Source organism: Paenibacillus sp. S-12 (assembly GCF_030363895.1).
GTDB lineage: Bacteria > Bacillota > Bacilli > Paenibacillales > Paenibacillaceae > Paenibacillus_B > Paenibacillus_B alvei.
Genome location: NZ_JASIUF010000018.1, coordinates 108,382 through 132,365, shown reverse-complemented (window position 1 = coordinate 132,365; position 23,984 = coordinate 108,382). Strand labels below are relative to the sequence as shown.

Genomic DNA, 23,984 nt, shown 5'->3' with positions numbered 1-23,984 from the left:
TAAGAAGAAGCAGAATGAACAAACACACTCGAGAACAGGAATGTAGGACAAGTTCCATTCCGGCGATACATAATATCTGGATGAGTCTTGCAAGAGATAAAGGGCAGATTCAGATTGCAGAAAGGATGTAACGAATGACAGGACAAGAAACCGTTATCGATATTACTGCATTGGAACCCTTGCTTGAACAGATGGCTGCAGAACAGCCGAAGCGGCTGCGCAAGCAATTGGTTCAAGAATTAGCGCTTAGCCCGAAACAGGTAGATGCTACGATTAGTTTGCTTGATGAAGGCAATACGATTCCGTTCATCGCCCGCTACCGTAAGGAAATGACAGGTGAACTGGATGAAAATCAGATTCGCTCGCTCGAAGAGCGGCTTGGATATGTCCGTGGGCTGGAGGATCGCAAGCGTGAGGTGCTGCGGCTTATTGCAGAGCAGGGCAAGCTATCGGCTGACCTACAGCAAGCGGTTGTCAGTGCTTCTAAGCTGCAAGAGGTCGAAGACTTATACCGTCCATACCGCCAGAAGCGGAAGACGCGGGCGAGTGTAGCGAAGGAACGAGGATTGGAGCCACTAGCGAGCTGGATTATGACATTTCCGAAGCAGGGCAGTGCGTTAGCTGAAGCAGCAGCTTATGTGAATGAAGAAGCCGGTGTTCCGACACCGGAGGATGCAGTTCAAGGCGCACTTGATATCATTGCGGAAATGATTGGTGATGAACCCAATGTAAGAGTTTGGGTGCGCAAATTCACATTTGACCAAGGCGTGGTTCGTACGGAAGCGAAGGATAAGGATCAGGAATCGGTATACGAGATGTACTATGACTATACAGAGCCGGTTCGGAAGCTGCCTTCACATCGGATATTGGCCATTAATCGCGGTGAGCGCGAAGATATATTGAAAGTGTCATTAGATGTGCCTGTGGAGCAGGTATTGGCTTTTATGGAGCGGAAAGTCATACAGCGGGACTCTGTCGTGACCTCGTTGTTGAAGACGACAATTGAGGATGCATATAAGCGTCTTATTGCACCGTCAATTGAGCGTGATGTTCGTAATGAGTTGACTGATAAAGCGGAGGAGCAAGCAATTCAAGTGTTTGCACAGAACTTGCGAAGCCTGCTGCTGCAGCCTCCAGTGAAGGGAAAGACTGTTTTGGGTGTTGATCCCGCCTTCCGGACAGGATGCAAGCTGTGTGTCGTGGATGATACCGGCAAGCTACTGGAGGTGGCTGTGACTTATCCAACTGCCCCTCACCACAAGACAGCCGAAGCTGAACAGATATTCAGCCGACTTGCAGACAAATACGGGGTAGAGCTAGTCGTGATTGGAAACGGAACCGCGTCTCGTGAAACCGAGCAATTTGTCGCGAATTGGATGAAGTCTCGTCCAGGCGGAGGAGCGGGGATACAATATGTTATCGTCAATGAAGCTGGTGCGAGTGTGTACTCAGCCTCTAAGCTGGCTCAGGAAGAATTCCCGGCGCTGGATGTTGCGGAGCGAAGCGCTGTCTCCATTGCTCGCCGCATGCAGGATCCGCTTGCAGAACTCGTTAAGATTGAGCCTAAAGCGATTGGTGTAGGCCAATATCAACATGATGTAGCGCCTAAGCGGCTTGAAGAAAGCTTGGGGGCAGTCGTGGAATCGGCGGTTAACCATGTCGGTGTCGATGTAAATACAGCTTCACCGTCCCTGCTGTCTTATGTATCTGGCATTAATGCGACACTGGCTAAGAATATTGTGAAGTATCGGGAAGAGAACGGGAAGTTCACGGTTCGCAAGCAGTTGCAGAAAGTGCCGCGCTTGGGGCCGAAGGCATTTGAGCAATGTGTAGGATTTCTACGTATTCCGGATGGCGATCTTCCGCTTGATAGGACGCCGATTCACCCCGAGTCGTATGGTGTAGTCGATCGTCTGTTCGCGCTTACCGGGCTCCGAGCAGAAGACATTGGCACGCCTGCGCTTTCTCAAGCGCTAAGTGGGGCGAATGTAGAAAAACTGGCGGAGAAGCTGGAGGTTGGTATCCCTACCTTGAAAGATATTATTGACAGCTTATTGCGGCCAGGACGCGATCCGCGCGAGGAGCTGGCGCCTCCTATATTCCGCACAGACGTGCTGCAAATCGAGGATTTGAAGCCGGGGATGGAGTTGAAGGGAACGGTTCGCAATGTCATTGATTTTGGCGCGTTCGTCGATATCGGCATCAAAAATGATGGACTTGTGCATATTTCACAGCTTAGCGACCGCTATGTGAAGCATCCGCTGGATGTTGTGTCTGTTGGCGACAACGTTACAGTATGGGTACTTCAAGTGGACACGAAGAAGGGCCGTGTCGGTCTTACGATGAAGGGGCCGCAGCAATAAACAGACAGACACCGCAGCATTGCAATGAAGTATAAATTGGTAACAACATGATGATTAGCCCCCGATGAGAGAAATAGGACAGTATCAGCTTTTGCAAGCAGACGTCGTTTTGTACTCGATCGGGGGTTTTTGCATATAGGCGATGGTAGGTTTAGGGCTTGGCTTTCTGTTTCGGCAAGTTACGTAAAGAACGGAGCCATCTACATATGCGTACGCGGCTTCGAACGGTAAAAAAACCAACACTCATTCAACAGTTTAATTTGACGGCGATCCTTCTTATTGAAGGCGCGCATTAACTGGTTGCATAACCATTGCGGCATGAGTATCCCTCCTTCGACCGGGACGAGAGATTCGTCGTTGTAACGCTATCTTATGGGCGAAGGCCACGTTTGGTGCAGGTCCGCAATTTGCACCTAGGATGTCATGCTTCGGTCTTCTTGTTGTGGAGCACCTCCATTCTCGATACAATGTAGGCATACCCCGAAGCAAATTATAGATTTTAGCTAGCTTAGGAACGATACAGATGATCGGCAAGCTGAAAGGGAGAATGGAGATGACAGATGAGAAGCTGCAAGCATGGGTTGAACTCATATCGCTTCGTGATTTTGGGAAACCCTTTCGGCATAAGGCGCGTTACAATTCGCGCTTGAAATCAACAGGAGGCCGTTACTTGCTGCGTACGCACGATATTGAGATTAATCCAAAGCAGCTGGAGCAAAATGGCACAGATGAGGTAGAACGTATTATTAAGCATGAGTTGTGCCACTATCATTTGCATATTGAAGGGAAAGGGTACAAGCACCGGGATGCAGACTTTCGCCAACTGCTGCAAGCGGTAGGTGGCTCAAGATTTTGCAAATCGCTTCCGGATGTTGTACGCAGGCGTCAAGCCCCTTATCGATACCGACTGGAATGTGTGCAGTGTGGACAGGCTTATATGCGCAAGCGGAAGGTTGATATTCGCAAGTATGTATGTGGTCGCTGTCATGGCAAGTTGAGGCTACAGCCTCTCACGGAACAAGCGAAGAAGCGGTAATCGAGGTATATAGACCTATAATGCGATCGGAAGCTTGAATGACTTGTGGATTCATAATACAGATTCAGATTCTGAGGAGGTATTGCCGTGCCGAAATGTGAGGGAAAAGTAATTGCACTTACAGGCCCACGCAAAGCGGAGGAAATGTCTTTGCTTATTGTCAAGCAAGGAGGAACGCCGCTCGTTCGACCGACGCAGGGGACGATATTCGAACAGTTTGAGCATTTAGCTGCTGAAGTGGATAAGCTGCTGGAGTCGCCAATACAATGGGCAATCTGGACGACCGGCATGGGGCTTGATAAGCTGCTGGAGGCTGCGCGTGAAGCCAAGAAGGAAGAGGCATTTCTAGCTAAAATGAGGCAAATTCAGCATGCTGCCCGCGGTTATAAGACCGTTAATGCACTGAAGCGGCTTGGGATCGTGCCTGACGTGCGCGACGATGACGGATCTACGGTCGGGTTGGTACGAGCGATGACTGCACATGGAGTAGAGCAATGGCATGATTCATGCGTTGCACTGCAGCTTCATGGCGATCCTGCACCTCTGCTTAATGAATTTCTACATCATGCGGGCGCACAACCCATAGAATTGATGCCTTACCGTCATATTCCGCCGGATGAAGCGGTGTTGAAGCAGTTCGCCTCGGAGCTGCTGGAGGGTCGGATTGATGCAGTTGCTATCACGAGTGCTCCTCAAATTCGTTTCCTGTTCGCCTATGCGAAGGAAGCGGGGATCGCTGATAAGCTTCGCCAAGTGTTTCAAGAGCGGACCTTGCTGGCTATGGTGGGCAAAGTGACAGCAGCAGCGGCAGCAGATGAGGGGATAACACGTATGTTAGTTCCAGAGGAAGAGCGAATGGGAGCTTTAATCGTAGCCTTATCTCGTTGGTTTGATTCAAATGAACGGAGTGTAAATCCTTAATTCAAGATATTGGTGCTATAATTTTTTTATTATGTGTTGACAGGTTACTGAATTCATGATAAATTAATATATGTCATTCCCTGATAGCTCAGTTGGTAGAGCACTCGACTGTTAATCGAGTTGTCACAGGTTCGAGTCCTGTTCGGGGAGCCATTTCTGGAGAGGTACCCAAGAGGCCGAAGGGGGCGCTTTGCTAAAGCGTTAGGGTGTAACAGCCGCGAGGGTTCGAATCCCTCTCTCTCCGCCATAATGGTACAGACAAGATCCCGTAAGGGATTTTTTTTGTTTTATAATACCTAAACCTAAATTGAATCGTTGAATTGATATGTATAAAAGCAAGGAATAATCGTGAATATTCACGTTTATTCCTTGCTTTTTTTCATACACTATTAAGGCTATGGGAGTGCGCAGATGAACCAATCATGTTTCGGTCGATGAGCGGAGCGTTTATTGTAGTTAATAGCGGATGAGGTGCATCCGATCGAATAACACCATATACGGCTTGAGGTTGTGGGGGGTGAGGTAATGGCAAACAAACGAATGGGTAACAAACGTAATAAACAAGCTTGGGATGAAAAGAAAAATATGAAGCCTGATTCGGGAAAAGAGAAGGATTCTGCATCGTATAATATTGATGAGATCATAGATGAAGCAGCACGCATTTTGCAAGGATCTGTTGATGAAGTGAAATATGCGCTGCGTTATTGGCACCCGTATGACTTGGCGGTTGTCTATCGCCATGTGGATTTGTCACAGCGCTCGCGGCTGCTTGAGGCACTTGATGTCGGCCAGCTAACCGAGATGATTCGTGAATTGACTCCGGAGCTTCAATTGGAAGCGTTCCAGATGCTCGGCCGTCAGCGTGCGGCAGATGTATTGAACCGGATGGACAATGACGACTTGGCGGACATGATGGCTGCGGTAAGTGTAGAAGAGCAGGAATTCCTGTTGTCGCTTATGGAGCGTGAGGAGAGCGACACTGTACGCCGTCTGATGACCTATGAGCCGGAAACAGCCGGCGGTTTGATGACGAACCGCTATGTTTGGTTCTATGAGCGTTATACAGTGCGTGAAGCGGTCGAAAAGGTAAAAGCGTTCTCGGAGATGACAAAGAACGTCCACTATCTATATGTGGTTAATGAGCAAAAACAGCTTGTCGGCACGCTGACCTATCGCGAGCTGGTACTGGCGCCTGAGACAGACACGATTCAATCGCTTATGAATGAGAAGGTTATCTCTGTCACCGTGGATACGGATCAGGAAGAAGTGGCGAGACTTTTCGAGCAATATGACTTCTTGTCGATGCCTGTTGTAGATCCGGATGATAAGTTGCTCGGGATTGTAACCGTTGATGACGTCATTGATGTTTTGCGTGAAGAAGCGCATGAAGATATTAATAAGTTGTCCGCGACCGATAAGACGATCGATTTCCGCACGAATCCACTCACTGCGGCCAGGCGTCGGCTTCCCTGGCTTATCATGCTACTGTTTCTGGGTCTTGTGTCAGGAAGCATTATTAGTTGGTTTGAAGGGACACTGCAGAAGGTTGTCGCATTGACTTTCTTTATGCCGATGATTGCGGGGATGACAGGGAATACGGGAACTCAATCGCTGGCGGTCGTAATTCGGGGACTTGCCTCCGAGCATTTAGATAAGGGGACAGTTACGAGGCTGTTGTGGCGTGAGCTGTTTGTTGGTCTTATTATTGGAACCGTCTGTGGTTCGGCTGTTGCGCTAGTAGCGGGGATATGGCAGGGAAGCTTATCGCTTGGACTTGTTGTGGGCTGCTCATTATTTCTGACGGTCATTATCGGTACAATGGCGGGAACCGTCATTCCTATCTTGTTGTACCGACTGAAGTTGGATCCAGCTGTGGCGTCAGGGCCGCTTATTACAACATTGAATGATATCTTTTCACTGACTGTATATTTCGGAACAGCTACCTTGTTTTTGTCATATTTACTTTAAAAAAATGGGAACAGTAAAAGGGTGACCAGCTTCCCTTTTGCTCTTAGAAATAAGCTGCAAAACCCAGCAAAAATCATACCTAAATGTGGTAATAAAATTTTTTTTGAAAAAAGGCTTGTCAACGGTCGTATCGTTTGATATACTCTTAATTGTCGCCGAGAGGTGATGAGAAAAAAGTAAGAAACAATAACGATATGGCCCGTTGGTCAAGGGGTTAAGACACCTCCCTTTCACGGAGGTAACAGGGGTTCGAATCCCCTACGGGTCACCACTTCAATCTTGTTGGAGTGACATGGCGAACAGCAATGTTCTTGCACCATGAGCCATTAGCTCAGTTGGTAGAGCACCTGACTTTTAATCAGGGTGTCGAAGGTTCGAGTCCTTCATGGCTCACCAGTTTTATTCCTCGGTTGAGATGTCGGTAGACATCCTTCCCAAAATACGTGCGGTAGTGGTGGAATGGCAGACACGCTATCTTGAGGGGGTAGTGGGCGTACGCCCGTGGAGGTTCGAGTCCTCTCTACCGCACCATAATCTAAGAGCTACAAACCCTTGATACATAAGGGTTTTTTTGTTTGTCTAAGAAGAAATGCGGCTAATCACATACCGCTATGATCTTATATTTTTTACGTTTCAGATTCGAGTGTCAGAAGAAAATAAAGATTTAGACTGAAAATTATCAAGACCTAAACTTAAGGAAATCAAATAAAATAAAGGGTTCTACATATTATGCATGACTAATATGTGGAACCCTTTATGTTTAACTAACGTTTCCCGTTAGCTTAATTAATTACCGGTGCAATTCTAATGGCCAAACTGCGAAGGTATATATGTTGAGGATTAAAGATTGTATGTATAATATTATAAATAAATAGGATTTTGTAACGAAACAGATTGAAGAGATCCAGTTAACCTTTGATGAGAACGTTGAGGAATACTTTCAGACAATTGACCCTTCTGCTGATGAAGCAGATGGGTCTTTTTGTGTTCCTAAAAATAATATCCATAAGAATGTGAAGTTTACAATAGTAATCTGATCATTGAACATCTATATTAAATATAGTGAAATGACACATTTTGCGGATAAGGCGTACTACGGGTTGTTTATATTATCCTCGCATAGATTTTTCGAAATGGAGAGTTTATGAAAAAGACTATTGTTTTTGTATTAACGATACTTATATTATTCTCAGGATTCGCAACACAAAGTTATGCGTCGTTGTCAGATACGCAATCTACGGCAATACAAGCGTTGCTGGATGATGCCTCTCGTATATCAGGTGTGCCGGGAATGTCAATCTCAATACTTGCTGATGATGAAGTGTTCTACTTTTCTTCCGGGTATGCAGACCGTGAAAGTGGGTTGTCTGCAAGTGAAAATACACTATATGAGTTGGCCTCGGTCAGTAAAGCTTTTACCGGCATGGGTATTCTGCTGTTGGAAGAGCAAGGGCTGCTGTCAATGACTGACACTGTCCAAAAATATTTACCTTGGTTTACGTTAAAGTATCAAGGGAAACCTGTTGATATGCAAAGCCTTACACTCAATAACTTTCTTCACCATACTAGCGGCCTAACAAATGGTAGGCATACTCAAAATATTCCACAAGGCAATACGCCAGATTTGCTGCAAAAGACTGTGGAAATGCTGGTAGATGCTGAGTTGGCGTTCCCTCCCGGTGAACAGTATAACTATGGAACCGTTAATTATGACGTATTGGGTTTGGTTATTGAGATTGTGTCGGGACAAAGCTATGAAGACTTTATGAGGGAACAGGTATTTCAGCCGTTAGGTCTTCACCAGACGTATGTTTATAAAGAAGATGCTCAAGCCACCGGACAGTTGGCACAGGGCTACCGTTCTTCCTTTTTTATGACAACTCCATATAACGCGCCGGATTATTCCGGGAATAAACCCGCAGGCTACATTATTTCTTGTACAAAAGATATGGCGCGTTGGATGGGCATACAGATGGGTATTGTGCAGGACATACCCGAAATATTCCATACGGTTATCGAAAAATCACATCAGGGTGATATGTCTGTTCCGGCTGTCAACGAAATGTATTATGCGGCGGGCTGGTCGGTAAACGCCAACCAAACGATTATAGAGCACCCAGGGGGCAATCCCAATTTCGGAACCGAAGTGGCCATACTGCCAAATGAACGAACAGCCGTCTGCTTGCTGACCAACGGCGCAAATATCAATAGAAGCATGGTACTAAAAGTTAAAGATATATTAGACGGCAATCTAACGCAGTCATATGAAATAAGCGGCACACAGCTTTTGGACATCATTTTATCGTCCACCACAATTATTCTTTGCCTATTGGCCGTTCTGTTCTTTCTCTTAGGATTACGCAGAAGGAAAACGAATGAGCGGCAGCCAATGACAAAAAAGCGAATAATGGTAACAGTTATTTTGCTGATTGCTACGATTGCCCTGTGTATAATGTGCTGTGCATTAGATTGGTCAACGATACTTATTTGGCAAACATATAGTGTTCTTACAGCTTTGATTTCGTCGGCATTATTAACAGCAAGCATTACATGGTTTGTATACACTCACCGATATAATGCCTCGCTCCGAAAATAAGCATTTTGTTCGTTCGCCTTATTGGCATAATGTGAAGTAAACATTTGATAAGATACAATACCAGCTAGAAGGGAGTGCCCGAGCACTCCCTATTTTTCGTCGTTACTTATGGTAGGGTTCACCGCAAATGATCTCAAACTATCCTGCCCGTTAGCTCAATGAAGTGCAACTAAAATTTTTCGTAAATCTGAGCATAAGCCTTTTTCATTTCTTCTCGTATTTCTTTGTTCTCGTTCTCCAGTGCTTTGATTTTGCGTTTTAACGTTTCGATGAGTATATCCTTATTCGCATCATTCATCTCACGCTTTATTTGCTTTGGGATAGGTGCTTGTGATTGTTGACGGCGTAAGGATTCGATCCTCTCGCGGATATCTGAATGGTTATATAAACTCGCTTTCGATACACCCGATTCTTCTGATACGCTATTGAAATTGATGCTCTTGTTGGCTCGTAAGAGGCGTTTAATCGCCTGATCTACCTTCTCTAGGGTACTCGCCTTCCGTTGGGCATGGATTCTCTTCAGATGAGCTGTACGGTCGTAATTAGCCATTTCCAGCACTCACCTTTCTTTTTATACGGTCTTGTCTACCGAAAATGATATTGCCTTCTTGAAGGTTAGTTAGAATCCCCTGATAACGTAGTAGATTTTTCTCATTCTTCTCAGCCATATCTTCACGACCGTGTTGTTTTGCTGCCTCAATAGCCTTTGATGTGGTTTTAATATGCAGTTCATATTTCTGTACATCCAATTCAGAGAAGCCTATGGCTAAATCTTTACATGGGCTTCCTCCATTACACGTTAAGCAAGGTGGTGCTTCCATGTGAGGGCATTCACCTTTTAAACGAGCGTGGCATGTCCCATAAGGGTTATCCATTGCATTCAACTTATGGTCTTGCCATAACGCATTTAAGATCTCTGCAGGAATGTCTTCTCCCACTTTAATTTCCTGCACATCACCGTTAAGGTCAAAGCTAAAAACACCTTGAGTGATTACAGTTTCAAAAGCCTTTCTTTTCGTATCGTCCAACAACTTTGCATACCGCAAGGTCATTTCAGGAGAAGCATGGGCTAACAACTCTTGGACAGTCAGAATGTCCGCTCCACCATTTAGCATCTTAACTGCATAAGTATGTCTAAACTGATGGGTTTTAAAGTGAAATACATTCCCATTTTCATCGGTGATATTCTTTTTCATAGCCAGTTCATTTAATTGTCTCAGAAGCCAATGCTGGTTGAATGGCCTTCCTTTGCGAGCACCACGATAACGAACAAAAATTAATCCTTCTGGATTATTATCTTGATTGCTTCTTTCTTTTGAATGTTGAATGAGAACTGCAAGAATATCCGCCAACTTTTCGTCAATGGGAATTCGATGACCTTGAACATAAGTCTTTTCAATATCCGTTACAATGGAGTATTTGCCGTTTAGTTTTACTAAGCAGTCCTAAGTTAAGCCTAACACATCGGAAACGCGCAGCCCTGTTTTAAAGGCAACCCATACGATAGGAGTTATCTCTTTAGGTAAATAATTAATATGGGTGAATAATTGCTCTAAAACATAATCTGGAATGTAGTCAATTTGGTCAATAGATTTTTTTCGAAGCTTGGGCTTATCCTCTGGAAAAAGGAGCCTTTGTACAGGAGTTTCAGGAGCGATGTCATATTCGTAACGGTGAAGATCCTCCAGAAACTTGCCGACAACTAGAAATCCTTTGTTTATATAACGTTCAGGATGTGTATTTCTGTGCTTTATACTTCCCTTGGCATACCCGTGTAACCATTGAATATATGTTTCCATGTGAGTGCGTTTTAAGCCTCTTAAATCGTTCCAATTTGGTTCCATTAAAGACACACAAGAAAGAAAATTCTTCACGGGTGTCTGTTAATTGCACGAACTTTGAAAGAAACAATCGCAAATAGCCCGCCAAATGTGTTTTTCGTGTAACTTCGGCACGAAATGCATGTTTTTGAATCTCTTGTGTCTTATATTTCTGTTCATGCAACCAAAATAGCCATTCACGCTCTACTTTATCAATACCTAAGTCAAGCAGGGAAAATAGAGTAGGATACTTTTCATTTAGGAATTTTGTAAATACGCTCCAGCATTGTCCCACAAAAATAGTGACGAGAGCTTTCTCAGCATAAAATAGCTCGTGATACCAAAAGTATTTTGCTTCTAAATTAACCGTAGAGCTTTTGATTCGAAAATGGATATTTTGAGTTGAGTGATTATAATTCTCCGCCAGCTTTTTAAACTGTTTGATATCTCCGATAAAATCAACATTCCATTTATCATTGACCAGGAAATAAGGATTATTTACATGCTTCACGTTTATAGATCCATCAGTATGAATGGTCTTCTCAGGTTAAGCAGAAAGCTCTTGCTCTAATCTCTCATGAAAGCTTAATTCCTCACGGTATGTACGTAGACTGATTTTTTCCATATTCAATCACCTTGAATCCTTTATATTGATCTGAAATGCTGTCTGTGCTTTCTCCCAATCCTTACGAATGTCATCTTCTGAAAGATGTAGGTATAGATTCATCGTGGTCTGAATCTGCGAATGTCCTAAACGTTCCTGCACTTGCTTTATGTCTTTGGTTTCTTGGTAATACATCGTAGCGTGTGTGTGTGTCTAAAAAGGTGGGGGTGAAGTTTGCGAATTCCCGTTTTCTCCCTTAAACGCTTAAAAAGAGCTTCTACAGCGGTAAGTGTCAGGGGCTTACCTTTATTTTCACCTCGAAGAATTACAAAAACGAAATTGGAACGAAAGTCCAACTCATCAAGAACTTCATATAATTAGTCATCAAACAAGTCCATTAACGCCTGGGACACATATATTCCACGCTCACCTGTTTTGAGCATGGCTCCGTTTTCTAATTCCCCTCGATCCTTTAGAAAAATCCGATGGCCTCTGTAATCAAACTTAAAATCTTCCAAATAGAGTGAGAGGACTTCACCAATTCGCAAACCTGTTTCAAATAACACTTGGATGAGAAACTGATCTCTGATGTTTGTTGTTGCGTTTAGCACTTGCTGCACTTGTTCTTTTGAAAGTGTCTCAACATTCTTGCGTGGCTCTTTAATTTTTAATATATTTCTTATAGACGGCTTGTCCTTATGAACGTGATGCAGAAAGCTTTTATATCGTGATCTTCCCCCAGTAAATACCTGCCGCATTAACTTCTCGGACATACCATTGATAAGCTCTTCATTTCGATACAAATAATCATAAAAGTTTGTAACAGCTGTTACTGTTAGATTAATGGTCTTTTCTGTCCTCTTTGTTTGAATCGGTTTAAGTGGAGTTATCTTGTTGCTTTCAAAAGGGCTGCGCAACCAACCAACGAATTCCACCAAGTCTTCTAATCGAATATTATTGTGATCTTTATTCGTCTCTTTTAAGTACGCAAAATACTGCTTTAACGCATAACAATACGTTTTCTGCGTATTTCTACTTTTTCCCGTATTGTCTAAGTATTTTAGGTATTTCAAAACAGGGATCACAGGTAAACCATTTCCATCTATCAACATGTAACGTTTGTTGTTATCCTTTAGGATAACTTCTTGTACTCTCAACGACTTCACCTTCCAATATTAATTGATTACGCTCGGTTTTTAACCTCGCTACGCCTCCCGCTATGGGCTACGCCCTCCACAAATAGAATCATACGTTGCATTTAATCTTTACATTATATACATTGTAAACAGTAACTTCGACGTCTAAATAATGAATCTATCATATATAAATATAGTGGATATATGCTCATAAATTGAACATAGTATCCACTATTTATAATAGTCTAATCAAAGAAAAATAAAGTATTAGACTACGTGTCTTATTCCATGCGACTTTAGAATTGTATACCACCAGACTCCATAAAATAAGTTTTAGACTGACCTGAGAAATTGGAACAGCGACAGCTTAGGACGAGAAAATAAAGTCCTAGACTGTCGCTGTTGCATTGAACTAACGTGTCCCGTTGCTTAATTCCGAAATCCCTCGGGCAGGCCGAGGGGCGATAGCCCCAATGCTTGAATATGGGTGTTATCTAATGGATACGGCATCTAGGAAACACTAACATTTCTTTTACTTAATTTCTTAAATACCGAGTATTCCTGATTGGACTTAATAAAACTTAATATCTTTTCGGCACATTCTATTGGATTCATCTCTTCAGTATTTACTTCGAGGTCATATTCATCTATGCAATATACTTTGCTGAACTGTGAAGCTGCTAGTCCAATTTTTTTATCTCCTCTTGTTTGCTCTCTTCTTATGAGCTCTTCTTTCGAGCATATTACACCTATAAATAATGTAGGCTGATCGAAAAATAGATCAAGACACTCATTAAACGACTTGTCATTGTCGATTACAGTATCTACTATTACATTCAACCCCATTTCTGAAAACAATTTAATTGTCGAATAGTACATTGAGGTTAAGGGATCAGACATTATTTGTGCGATAACTTGCTCATCTACTTCTCTTGTAGGTTCAATATCTGAGAATTTATTATTAAAAAAATCCTTGACAAAATCATCTATTGATAAATGATGAAAAAGAATCTCTTTCTGATTTAACAGTTCAATAGAAATACTAGTCTTTCCTGAACTAGAAGTTCCGTTCATCAACACAATAATTCCTTGCTTCAAACGAATCACCCTCACATGTAAGATTTGCGTATCTTTCAGATAACGTTATATTAACAAAGTTCACAAAATTATCCAACCCAGAAAATATTAAAAAAAATGACTCCTTATAAATACGAAGCCACCCTATTAGATAAGACTTTCATCGGTCAAAATTTTCAAACTATAAAAACCTAAGAAATAAAAACTACTTCTAAGTAGATGCCGCAGGTTCTGTTTCACTTCACATTTCCTCTTCTGTAATTTGTTGTAGTACTGTCTGCATTTCTTCCTGTTGCTCCAATACCATCCCTATTGCAAAAAATAAAACTGCTGACGCAGCTCCACTAACCCACCATACCAAAGCTGGCATAAATTCGAACCTTCCACCGAGCTTTTCGAAAACACTCCCTGCTTCATACCCTATTAATATGCAACACAGAATAACGCCAATACCCAGCATTCTTAATAGCATAGCGATACACTGTTCACCCCTAGTTATGATATAAGCATGTATTCGACATCATAATCCCTTATCCTTCCATAAAGGTTGATTCCAATTGGGCTTCAAAAGTAATCTGTCCCCATGGGGACAAAATGGGGACAGACTCAACGGAGTTATATAGAATAGAGGGAATTAGATGGCATGAGAAAAAGAATCATAATCTGAATCTCAGCTTCTTTTTTTGATAACAGGGCGAACATAGAAAAAAAATAAGTAATAACAAATGAGAGAGGGCACATATCGCTCTCTCTTCTTTATTTGGAGGATATAATGACAAAGCCAAAAAAAGTAGCAAAGATACCAATCGGTTCAGATAAAAGGTTTCCATTAAAAATATATAGTTTACAAATATAACCTCTCAATGTAATATATTGGTATAGAGGCAAATGCCTCTATACATACCAAGAAAGGAAAGTGATACTATGAAAGCGAGAAAAATGTTTATTGCGTTTCTAGTGACAGCCTTGATGGTAGTAGCTTCTCCTTCAGTCTTTGCAAAACATGGTTTTGCAGATACTATCGCAGACGCAGATTTGCTGTGGAGGCCTGGTACGAGTGCCGCATCTGCAACACAACCGATCGAAAGTTTTAATGACAATGATTTTTATTTGGTGGACAATACTCACGGTGACTATTTAAGTTACGCCGTAATTTTGAAATCACCTCCCGGACTTAATTATGATTTACAGCTTATTATTCAAGATGGACGTGGACAGATTGTACAAGTAAAAAATGTGTACGATACAGGCACAGGGGGGACAGATGGTTTATCATCACATCTTGAGGCTGGGTATAAGATGTATATTAGAGTACAATCGCACGGATACAATGATTATAGTTCTTCACAATATTACAACTTGATTTTTGAAAAACATAACTAGGTTCATAAATAAGAGCCGTAGAGGAAAGAATCCTCACGGCTCTTGTTTTTTATATCGGTAAACTCATAGTCATATTTCTCGTGAAAACCCCCATCAGTCTAAATCTATTTGTTTAGGATATAGCCAAATCATTTTGAAAGAAGTTTCAATATTATGAGTATATGAACTAATAGAGTATATTTTTACATGATGGTAAGTTGATGGCGTCTAAAAAAGGGGTTTGGTTATGAACAATAATTTAAACTCTCATTCTTTTTCTTCTTGGCTTGCAAAAATATCTGGCATCATTGTACCTGTATACCCAAAGGGGGGAACAGGTGCTACTGGAGTTACTGGAGCAACTGGGATCACTGGAACGACAGGCATGACAGGAGCTACGGGAGCGACAGGCCCAATTGGAGTAACTGGTGACACTGGAACCACTGGTTCTACCGGCGCTACAGGGGCTACCGGAGTAACTGGAGTGACAGGTGCTACGGGCGATACTGGCATTACTGGGGCCACTGGAACGAGTATTACTGCGACATCCTCATATGCTGCAAATACAACCGGAGCAACCATTGCGGTCGTATTAACAGGTACACTCGTTCCACTTCCTAGCGCTCAAAACATCGGGTCAGGAATAACCGTAAACGGTTCAAACGACACCTTTACCGTATCAACAGCGGGAAGATACTATATCACGTACCAGATCAATTTAACGGCGGGATTGTTGCTAGGCTCCCGATTGCTGATCAATGGCACAGCGAATGTAGCATCATCGATAGCTCCCGTTCTGACGTCATCTACATTTAACAATGACGTTATTCTTACATTGGCGGCCAATACGACAATATCCCTACAATTGTACGGACTTTTGGGGTCAGCTACGCTTATTAACAATGCTGCTGGTGCGGCGTTAACCATTATTCGATTGAGTTAAAAGTCCATTTGTGTTTTCTGGACGCCTCCAAGAGCCGTTAAGGAAAAATTCCTACGGCTCTTGTTTCATTCCTGAACTCCGTCTTGGAACCACTTAAATTTAGTTCTGTCTTCTTCAGTGTTGGGCGTAGGGCATACGGCGCTTCAAACAAATGATCACCGATTGTGATTTTTCGCACCATCAGCCGTCCTTAGTTTGTACGATTTTTTAAGGGGATTATTTCCGATATGCTGGTTTATCCAACAGCTTGTCCAGCGTCACCATTTCGATGGCTTGACGATTCAGTTCCTCAATGATGCGCGGCAGTGCCTTGATGGTTCCGCTCAAGTCATGATCCTTGCCGCCAGCAGCATGCTGAAGCACGATAGCGCCTGGGGTAAGGTGGGACATAATATTTGCTTCAATCTGTTCAGCGGTAAGTCCTTTCCAATCCAAAGAATCGACATTCCAATTCACGATCAGCATGCCTTGAGAGGCTAGCCATTTGATTTGCTCCTCGTTTATATTGCCGTAAGGAGGTCGGATGAAGGTAACGGTATGACCAGTTGCGGCTCGCAGAATATCCTGTGTTCGATTTATCTCGTTGTGAAAGGCTTCATCTGACAGATTAGGCAGGTTGGCGTGATCATAGCAGTGGTTGCCGATAATGTGTCCTTCATCCAATATGCGTTTCAAGATGTCAGGATATTTCTCGGCACGATTGCCAACCACGAAGAACGTCGCCTTAACACCATACTGTCGCAGCACATCGAGAACCTGTGGGGTAAAGTGATTGTCCGGAACATCATCGAACGTCAGTGCAACCCTTCTTTGGTCAGATGGGCCTTGCATGATGAAATGGGAACGGTATTTTCGACGCAGCTCAGATAGAGTAAGCGGTTTAGGCTTGCGGACATCGCTTTCATTGCCATCAACGAAGGAAGGGGCTTCCTTCGTTGCGACGTGCACTTGTCGTTGTTGAATCGAATATCCTTCATGCGATTTTTTCGCTGTAGGGGGTTGAGGGGACGTGCTTGCCGTGCTGCAGCCCGATACGTATACGCTTAGCATGGTACATAATCCAAGCAGAACTAGACGTGTAATCATGATAGAACCTCCTGAACCAATATTCATCGAATTAAGTATGAATATAGGGTTCGGAGGAAGTGCGTAAATTATCCATCTGACACGACTTTTATTCGTACAACGCATCCTTTAATTTGGTGGACATATGGTTGTAGTTTCCGTTTTGCTTTCTAGCGGTATTTAGTGCTTTGCGCAATCGGTCATTTTCAGCGCGAAGTTCTTTCATCTCATCAAACAGCTCTTGCAGCAATTGGGAGCAACTATCAGGATTCCCTTCTATATGCGCGGTTACTTTATTCTGCAAGTCATGCCACTTCTGTTCATTCATCACCATACGTCTCCTATTCCATTGCGTTCATCTATTTGTACCCATTATAAAGCAAAAAAAAAGAGCCGTCACTTGACGGCCCTTCAGGACATCATTACTTTTTGCCCCACATTTGTTCGATTTGCTTCATATTGAGGATGTGCATGCGATCCATCGCATAGCTTCCGGTCATCGCAATCCCGTCAGAGGCAGATTCATAGTTGATATAGAGTGAATCTTCAACGATTACCACCTCTTCAGCCATTGGCGGACCGTCAAGTTTCAGTTTGAGCTCTGCTTTATCAAGGAACCAAAGTGGGATTTCCTTGTTGTTAAGCGTGACTTTTGCGTGAGGTGCTTGCCTGCGAGGGTCATTAAAGAATAGCATCGTGCTGTTGGTGTTACGCCCATAAGAATCGCTTAATACCCAATGGCCATTCCAGAACGATACACCTTGAATTCGATTCGGAATCGAGAGGAGCTGCTCTGGAACCAGCTTATCGCCAGATTTCTTCAATTGTGCAGGAAGCCCTGTCTTCGTATCTACCGTAAATCCTTCGATCCAAGCGCGATATTCGTCGCCATCGCGGTTCGTTATATAGTGCGACGCATCGGTTGGATAACTTGTGCCATAAGCGAATTCGCCAACCCATAGCTTTCCATCCTCGAATGCGATGAAGGAAGCATTTGTGTTCACCTTAAATTGACCCTCGAAAATAAGCTGCCCGCCATCATCGGTCTGCTTGATTTTATCAATGGATACGTATCTTGCCTTGCTGCCAGAAGCAATAAATACATAGCCATTTGAAATAGCAACACCGCCAGCATGACCTGTATACGGATCTCCGACTGCGTCATACAGTTCGAGAGACTTCAGCAGTTGGCCAGTTTTTGAATCCATAATGGCAATGACGCTGACGCCTTTGTCGCGATATCCTGACATCACAAGCCATCCTTGTTCAGCAGAGTAGGCAAGCCCCTGCGGAATAACAAGCTCGTGCAAGCCTGGAATAATAGGGCCATCCTTTGCCATGCTGAGCAGCGGTTTGAACTCTTTTTTATCGATGCGCAGCTTCGGGTTCACCTCTTGTTGCGTCAGCTTGCCAGCAGCCTCTGCTGCACTCGGATTGGTGTTGGATATTTGCATGACGGGTGCAGCAGCAAGATTCGCGCCTGCCGGCTCTTCTTCACTATTGGCACAGGCAACGGCAGATGACAACAGAATCGAGGAAAGCAGCAGCGCTTGAACACCTTTTCGATAACGTGAAGAAGTAGAGTAAGATTTCATTACTTAGCCTCCTTGAAGTATATGAATATGGGAAAGCCTATAGGTTGGCTGTACACCTACTTGAACGATTATTTAAAAGTAGAATTCGCGAGAGCAGAGACAATGTGCTTCTGTGCAAAAGTAAATACAATAACGATCGGCAGGATGACCATTACGCTTGCGGCGCTGAGCATGTGGAACGTAAGGGCCTCGTCGCCTGCTACTGCATCGCGCATCATCGCAACCGCTACCGTCAATACGCGCATGCTGTCCGAGTTCGACATAATAAGTGGCCAGAAGTACGAGTTCCAGCTTCCGATGAATGTTAAGACAATTAAGGTTGCAATCGTCGGCATCGCCATCGGAACGAGTATTCGATACAATTGATGGAATCGGCCGGCACCATCAACACGGGCAGCTTCCAGTACATCATTGTTTAGTGACTTGAATGCCTGACGAAGCAGGAAGATACCATAGGCGGAAGCTCCATGAGGCACAATTAAGGCCAGAAATGTATTCAGCCAGCCAATCTTGGACATCATCACATACACAGGCACGAATGTTACCTGTTCCGGAACGATCAGGGCAGCAAGGACAAGAATGAACCATTTGTCACGGCCCCAGAAGTTCCCTTTCGCGAAGGCAAAGGCAGCCCAGATTGCCACGTTGATTTGGAGGATCATAATGCCCAGTGTCTGAACGGCAGTATTGAAAAAGTAACGGCCAAATGGTGAAGCCTGAAATGCATCAATATAGTTCTGGAAGCGGAACGATTCAGGCCAGAAGGAGGGAATCGCGAGCCGCAGTTCAAACGGTGTTTTCAATGAAGTGACAACTAGCCAATACGTTGGAAAGAACATCACAATCGTAATAAGGATGGCTGCTGCCAACCGGATGGTTGAAAATAATGTTTTAGACATCCGCTAAGCCTACCCTTCGTAATGAACTCTTTTTTTCGAAATCCATAGCTGGATCACAGTTAAGGCGATAATAATGATGAAGAAAATAACGACGAGAGCCGAGGCGCGGCCTGTCCGGAACTCGGAGAATGCCATCTGATAAATCCAGAACACCATTGCCTTCGTTGCGTTCAACGGTCCGCCGTTCGTCATAATATTGATCGATTGGAAGACCTGCATCGATCCGATGAAGTTCGTAATAACTAGGAACAGTGTCATCGGTGACAGTAATGGAATCGTGATGTTGCGGAATTGGTTCCAACGAGAAGCACCGTCGATGCTGGATGCCTCATAGTACTCAACAGGAATGCTGCGTAAGCCAGCGATGAAGAGCAGCATTGCAAAGCCGACGCCTTTCCATAGGGACACCGTAATTAGTGCGCCAAGCGCTGTGTTCGGATTCGTCATCCAATTGATCTTATCGAATCCTGCCAATTCCAATAGGTAGTTGGCAAGGCCGTATTCACCGTTAAATATCCATAAGAAGATCATGGCTGCAACGACCATGGAAATGTAATAGGGCATAAAGATGATCGCGCGCATGAAATTGTAAATCTTCGATTTCGAGTTAAATAGAAGTGCCAGTAGAAGTCCGATGACAATCGTAAAGAATACGTCGAAAATCGTATACTTGAACGTAATCGTAAGAACCTTCCAAAAGTCTTCACTGGATAACAGCTTCGTATAGTTATCCGCCCCGATAAATTTCATCACTGGACGCGACATGTTCCAGTTCGTCGTACTGATATAGATCGAGAATACAAGTGGTACATAGGTAAAAATAAGCAGGAACAGCAGAGCCGGCAGCGCGAAGCTGAAATCCTTTAACTTCTCGGAAAAGCGGTACCATGACCAAGGCTTCTTGTACTTTACAGCTTCTGCCGGCGTATCAGTCGTAATTCCGGAGTTACTATTCATTTGTTAAATCGCCCTCTCCTTTGGAACCATGATAAAGAAAGGCCAAGTCAAAGCCGCATGCCCTGTTCCCATATGGCAGATAGGGGATACGACCTTGCTTGACCATAGATGTGCAATGTGCAACCCGCGCATTACGTTAGTTGCTATCTTCGAGTACTTTGTTGATTTGCTCAGCGGCTTCCTTCATCAGTTTCACAGGGTCTCCTTTTTCAAGGACCATTTTGCCCATTGCTTCGATGTAGAAGTTGCTGAACTCAGGGTACAACGGATGCTGCATGCGCGCTTGTACTTGGTCGAAGTTGTCAAGCACGGCTTTGTATTGCGGCCAACGCTGCATGTACGCTTTGCCTTCTTCTGTATCAATAACTGACTTGTGAGTAGGGAGATAGCCTACTTTTTCTGCCCACTTCAAGTTGTTTTCTTTGCCCGTCATGAATTGAATGAACTTCCAAGCTGCTTCTTTTTGGTTGTCCTTTGCGCCTTTCATCATGACGATACCGGCACCGCCGATGTTGGAGATGCGTGTTTTGTCGCCAGGCACAAAGGATACGCCCACTTCAAACTTCGCATTTTCTACATACGTCTTGATCATAGCGGAAGTGTGCTCAATCATACCGATTTTGCCCTCGAGGAACATTTGCCGCATTGTGCCGGAAGCACCTTTGCCGTAGCCGATGTGCATGTTGCCCTCATCTACCCAGCGCTTGAAGTTCTCGATGTAGCGCAAGCTCTCCGGTGTATCAATTGCAGCCTTGGACATGTCAGCGTTCAGAACGGAACCGCCGCCGTTAATCATCCAAGGATCGTAGTACCAGTTATCCCAGCCCGGAACGGAAAGCGCATAGCGAACTGTCTTTCCATCTTTCTTCTCTGTAACTTTCTTATTGTAGTCTTCGATCTCGGTCCATGTTTGCGGAGGCTGAGCACCGAGCTTATCTAGCAATGTTTTGTTATAGATCATAACACTCGTACTTACGATAAGCGGGAAGCCGAATTGACGGCCTTCATACGCATATGCCTTCAGCATGCCCTCCGAGAAGTCGGAGGTATCTACTTGGTCGCGCTCCACATATGGCGTCAAGTCTTCGAAAATACCATCGTGAGAGAAGATAGGCAAAGAAGATACCTCAACATTCGTTACCGCAGGAACATCGCCGGCAGCTACAGCTGCGAGGAGCTTCTTATGTAAGTCTTCATATCCGCCTTGATATACCGGTTCAACTGTAATGTATGGATATTTCTTTTGGAACTCTCCGATCATGTAGTTAAGACCTTCGGTTTGAGCCTCAGCGTGAGAATGCCAATAATGAATTTTGACAGGTGTCTTGTCCTCTTCTTTGGCAGCAGGAGCAGCAGCGCTTGACTCGTTAGCTTGGCCTTCGCCAGATGATGAACTGCTCGAACATCCAATAACGGATATAAATAGTAGAGAGATGATAGTAAGCAGGGCAAACCAACGTTTTGCTTTCATAGTTACACTCCTTAGTAGATTTAGATTTCAGTAGATCCCATTCATGATTCATCTTGTTAGCTAACCAACCCTTATTTTGTTGAAATTCGTCGAAACTGTGCACAAGCCCCATTGTAAATGGAAAGATTAAACATAGCGTTAAGTGAGTGATAAGGAATTGTAAATAACTTCAATGTTGATTTTTGGGACTTCGCGGGGATAACTTACATCATCTTATGTGAATCCGCTTTCAATAATTACAACAGTCAGCGGCCTATTTCAAATTTTCTATGAAAAGAAAAATCGCTTTAATTTTTAATAGAGTGAGTATAAAAAGGTATCTTGCATTACATAGTAGTGGGTGATACAATGTAGAAAATTACCACGAAAGGGAAAAGGGGAGGGTGGTGCAGATGGTATGAATGTACAATTTAAAAAGGGCGTATTGGAGCTGTGTGTGCTTGTACTTACCTATGAGCAGGATCGCTACGGTTATGAGCTTGTTCATCGCATCTCAGAGAAGTTCCAGGTTGCAGAGGGCACGATGTATCCGCTTCTTCGCAGATTAACGCAAGAGGGATATTTTGAGACATATTTGAAAGAGTCGCCGGAGGGCCCGCCGCGTAAGTATTATACACTTACCGAAACAGGAAAGACCTATATGCAAGAAATGCTTAAGGAATGGAGTCTGTTCTCCCAAGGGGTAAATGAGATGATTAAGGAGGTAATGTCACAATGAGCTTGCAAAAACTAGAGTTTCTTGTGAGATTGGAGCGGGAACTGGAGGAAATTCCGCCAACTGAGCGTAAGGAAATTATGAGTGACTTTGAGGCTCATTTCCAAGAGGCAATGGAGGCTGGTAAGTCCGAAGAAGAGATATTGAATTCATTAGGCAACGTACAGACCATCGCCAATGAAATTCTTGAGCAGCATCGTGAACATCCTACTCAGACCAGACAGAGTGAAGGAAATGTACAGGCTGGCGCTGAAAGAACACATAGTGACAATGGGATGTTGCATGTAGCAGCCTACGCTGCTGGACAATCATTCCGGTCATCTTCATCACCTTACAATCAGGAGAATGATGATACTTCATCGATACGTGTGTTGCGCATCCAGACAAGTGAGGTGGATGTTGCCATTGAGTCGTATGAAGGGGATCGGATTGGCTATCGCCTTGAATCGGATGAGCCGGAGAAGTTCGATATTCGTGATCATTTGGATAGCGATACCTACACGATTTCAGCTCGATTGAGATACAATGCCAAGCGCTTCTTCTCCTTTCTTACTATTCAGCAGCTCCGTTATAGTGAGCACAAGCTGTATGTGCGTGTGCCAAGCAGCTATCAAGGTCATCTTCAAATTACATCGGAATCAGGCGACATTGATATGCAGCAAGTTCGGTCGAGCCAGCTTGATATGGAATTGTCGTCTGGGGACGCAGATATTCGGCAGGGGATATTCCAATCTGTCCGGATAGCGAGCAAGTCGGGTGATATCCACTTGGATGGCTGCTCAGCAGAACAAATGAGTGTGGTAGCATCATCAGGGGATGTAGATGTCCGCCGCAGCAAGACTCAATCGATGGCGATTCAAACGTCGTCGGGGGATGTGGAAGTCGGGCAAATTAGTGCTGATGAGCTGCGTGCAGAGGTGATGTCCGGCGATCTTTCGATCCGCGAAGGAGTCGGTCTTAATTGGGCACTGTCTTCTTCCTCAGGAGATATGGAGCTAGAGTATATTCGTTCCAATCTAGAGATCATTAGCCGATCTGGCGAGGTGGAGATTGATGAACTGAACGGTTCGCTTATGCTCAAATCGAGCAGTGGTAATGTGGACTGCTCTTTCGGGCGTGATATTGGCCCTTCAGTGATTGAAAGTGCGTCAGGAGATATTGACGTCCGAATTTCTTCGTTAGTGGCAAATATCAATATTGAAGCGATCACCAGCAGTGGTGATTTATCCGTGAAGCTTCCGCATGTACAAACAGAGACGGAACATCGAGATCATTATCGGGGGAGCATTGGATATGATGGGCCAATAGTACGAATTGTTTCTGCAAGTGGAGATATTGAACTACGAGCGACAAGAGCATAAATTAAGCTGGGTTCTAGTGCGTACTTGAAATTTAGCAAGCCTAATTCCGAATTTCAACACAGCCCTTAATTTTGCTGCGATCGGTATTCACATTT

Annotated in this window: 19 protein-coding genes, 5 tRNA genes and 2 pseudogenes; 14 read left to right on the top strand and 12 right to left on the bottom strand. The window is 44.0% G+C overall.

Annotated features, from left to right (window positions below):
* The first annotated feature begins 134 nt into the window (after positions 1–134).
* The gene (locus NO352_RS18010) at positions 135–2,363 is read left to right on the top strand and encodes a Tex family protein (protein ID WP_289356344.1); all 2,229 of its coding nucleotides are present in this window, start codon (positions 135–137) and stop codon (positions 2,361–2,363) included.
* 200 nt (positions 2,364–2,563) lie between these two features.
* On the opposite strand, the gene cmpA is transcribed toward NO352_RS18010, so the two are convergent.
* Positions 2,564–2,683 carry a cortex morphogenetic protein CmpA gene (cmpA, locus tag NO352_RS18005; protein ID WP_085981353.1) on the bottom strand — a complete coding sequence of 40 codons (120 nt, stop codon included), beginning with the start codon at positions 2,681–2,683 and terminating at the stop codon, positions 2,564–2,566.
* A gap of 233 nt (positions 2,684–2,916) precedes the next feature.
* On the opposite strand from cmpA, the gene NO352_RS18000 reads away from it, so the two are divergent.
* From NO352_RS18000 to NO352_RS17960, 9 genes are all read left to right on the top strand, one after another.
* The gene (locus NO352_RS18000) at positions 2,917–3,399 is read left to right on the top strand and encodes a SprT family protein (protein WP_289356466.1); all 483 of its coding nucleotides are present in this window, start codon (positions 2,917–2,919) and stop codon (positions 3,397–3,399) included.
* A gap of 87 nt (positions 3,400–3,486) precedes the next feature.
* Positions 3,487–4,320, top strand: a complete 834-nt coding sequence (locus NO352_RS17995) for a uroporphyrinogen-III synthase (RefSeq protein WP_289356343.1) — start codon at positions 3,487–3,489, stop codon at positions 4,318–4,320.
* 77 nt (positions 4,321–4,397) lie between these two features.
* A tRNA-Asn gene (locus NO352_RS17990) sits at positions 4,398–4,473 on the top strand.
* 5 nt (positions 4,474–4,478) lie between these two features.
* Positions 4,479–4,567 (top strand) — tRNA-Ser (locus NO352_RS17985).
* 338 nt (positions 4,568–4,905) lie between these two features.
* A complete protein-coding gene (mgtE, locus tag NO352_RS17980; protein ID WP_483311850.1) occupies positions 4,906–6,288 on the top strand; it encodes a magnesium transporter in 1,383 nt (460 codons plus the stop codon).
* Positions 6,289–6,484: 196 nt separating this feature from the next.
* Positions 6,485–6,559, top strand: a tRNA-Glu gene (locus NO352_RS17975).
* Between the two features lie 49 nt (positions 6,560–6,608).
* Positions 6,609–6,684: transfer RNA gene (locus NO352_RS17970), tRNA-Lys, on the top strand.
* A gap of 49 nt (positions 6,685–6,733) precedes the next feature.
* Positions 6,734–6,819, top strand: a tRNA-Leu gene (locus NO352_RS17965).
* Between the two features lie 613 nt (positions 6,820–7,432).
* Positions 7,433–8,884 carry a serine hydrolase domain-containing protein gene (locus NO352_RS17960; RefSeq protein ID WP_163975516.1) on the top strand — a complete coding sequence of 484 codons (1,452 nt, stop codon included), beginning with the start codon at positions 7,433–7,435 and terminating at the stop codon, positions 8,882–8,884.
* A gap of 169 nt (positions 8,885–9,053) precedes the next feature.
* Here NO352_RS17960 and NO352_RS17955 read toward each other — a convergent pair whose 3' ends face one another.
* From NO352_RS17955 to NO352_RS17935, 5 genes and pseudogenes are all read right to left on the bottom strand, one after another.
* Complete coding sequence (locus NO352_RS17955; RefSeq protein ID WP_289356340.1) at positions 9,054–9,434, bottom strand: DUF6262 family protein; 381 nt, start codon at positions 9,432–9,434, stop codon at positions 9,054–9,056.
* Positions 9,427–11,206: pseudogene (locus NO352_RS17950) on the bottom strand (tyrosine-type recombinase/integrase); the annotation flags it as partial. The pseudogene NO352_RS17950 and the gene NO352_RS17955, both read right to left, overlap by 8 nt.
* Before the next feature lie 129 nt (positions 11,207–11,335).
* Positions 11,336–12,465: pseudogene (locus tag NO352_RS17945) on the bottom strand (tyrosine-type recombinase/integrase).
* 489 nt (positions 12,466–12,954) lie between these two features.
* Complete coding sequence (locus NO352_RS17940) at positions 12,955–13,542, bottom strand: chloramphenicol phosphotransferase CPT family protein (protein ID WP_268621373.1); 588 nt, start codon at positions 13,540–13,542, stop codon at positions 12,955–12,957.
* Between the two features lie 220 nt (positions 13,543–13,762).
* Positions 13,763–13,891, bottom strand: a complete 129-nt coding sequence (locus tag NO352_RS17935; protein WP_289356339.1) for a hypothetical protein — start codon at positions 13,889–13,891, stop codon at positions 13,763–13,765.
* 554 nt (positions 13,892–14,445) lie between these two features.
* Here NO352_RS17935 and NO352_RS17930 point away from each other — a divergent pair.
* Together NO352_RS17930 and NO352_RS17925 are read left to right on the top strand one after the other, a co-directional pair.
* Positions 14,446–14,904: a hypothetical protein gene (locus NO352_RS17930; protein ID WP_005543897.1), complete on the top strand. Its 459-nt coding sequence runs from the start codon at positions 14,446–14,448 to the stop codon at positions 14,902–14,904.
* A 226-nt stretch (positions 14,905–15,130) separates the two neighbouring features.
* The gene (locus NO352_RS17925) at positions 15,131–15,826 is read left to right on the top strand and encodes a BclA C-terminal domain-containing protein (RefSeq protein ID WP_289356337.1); all 696 of its coding nucleotides are present in this window, start codon (positions 15,131–15,133) and stop codon (positions 15,824–15,826) included.
* A gap of 216 nt (positions 15,827–16,042) precedes the next feature.
* Here the strand turns inward: NO352_RS17925 and NO352_RS17920 are convergent, their stop codons facing one another.
* From NO352_RS17920 to NO352_RS17895, 6 genes are all read right to left on the bottom strand, one after another.
* Entirely contained in the window at positions 16,043–16,912 is an 870-nt protein-coding gene (locus NO352_RS17920) for a polysaccharide deacetylase family protein (RefSeq protein ID WP_005543892.1), read from the bottom strand.
* Between the two features lie 88 nt (positions 16,913–17,000).
* Positions 17,001–17,219: a hypothetical protein gene (locus NO352_RS17915; RefSeq protein WP_005543890.1), complete on the bottom strand. Its 219-nt coding sequence runs from the start codon at positions 17,217–17,219 to the stop codon at positions 17,001–17,003.
* 94 nt (positions 17,220–17,313) lie between these two features.
* Complete coding sequence (locus NO352_RS17910) at positions 17,314–18,486, bottom strand: YncE family protein (protein WP_268621383.1); 1,173 nt, start codon at positions 18,484–18,486, stop codon at positions 17,314–17,316.
* Positions 18,487–18,554: 68 nt separating this feature from the next.
* Positions 18,555–19,385, bottom strand: coding sequence for a carbohydrate ABC transporter permease (locus NO352_RS17905; protein WP_289356335.1), 831 nt, complete (start codon positions 19,383–19,385; stop codon positions 18,555–18,557).
* Positions 19,386–19,394: 9 nt separating this feature from the next.
* A complete protein-coding gene (locus NO352_RS17900; RefSeq protein WP_289356334.1) occupies positions 19,395–20,342 on the bottom strand; it encodes a carbohydrate ABC transporter permease in 948 nt (315 codons plus the stop codon).
* Between the two features lie 136 nt (positions 20,343–20,478).
* Positions 20,479–21,813: an ABC transporter substrate-binding protein gene (locus NO352_RS17895; RefSeq protein WP_268600473.1), complete on the bottom strand. Its 1,335-nt coding sequence runs from the start codon at positions 21,811–21,813 to the stop codon at positions 20,479–20,481.
* A gap of 397 nt (positions 21,814–22,210) precedes the next feature.
* On the opposite strand from NO352_RS17895, the gene NO352_RS17890 reads away from it, so the two are divergent.
* Both NO352_RS17890 and NO352_RS17885 read left to right on the top strand, forming a co-directional pair.
* Positions 22,211–22,531 carry a PadR family transcriptional regulator gene (locus NO352_RS17890; RefSeq protein WP_005543881.1) on the top strand — a complete coding sequence of 107 codons (321 nt, stop codon included), beginning with the start codon at positions 22,211–22,213 and terminating at the stop codon, positions 22,529–22,531.
* Positions 22,528–23,889 (top strand): DUF4097 family beta strand repeat-containing protein, encoded by a 1,362-nt coding sequence (locus NO352_RS17885; protein WP_289356333.1) that lies wholly within the window; start codon positions 22,528–22,530, stop codon positions 23,887–23,889. Before NO352_RS17890 ends, NO352_RS17885 begins: the two co-directional genes overlap by 4 nt.
* The last annotated feature ends 95 nt before the right edge of the window (positions 23,890–23,984 follow it).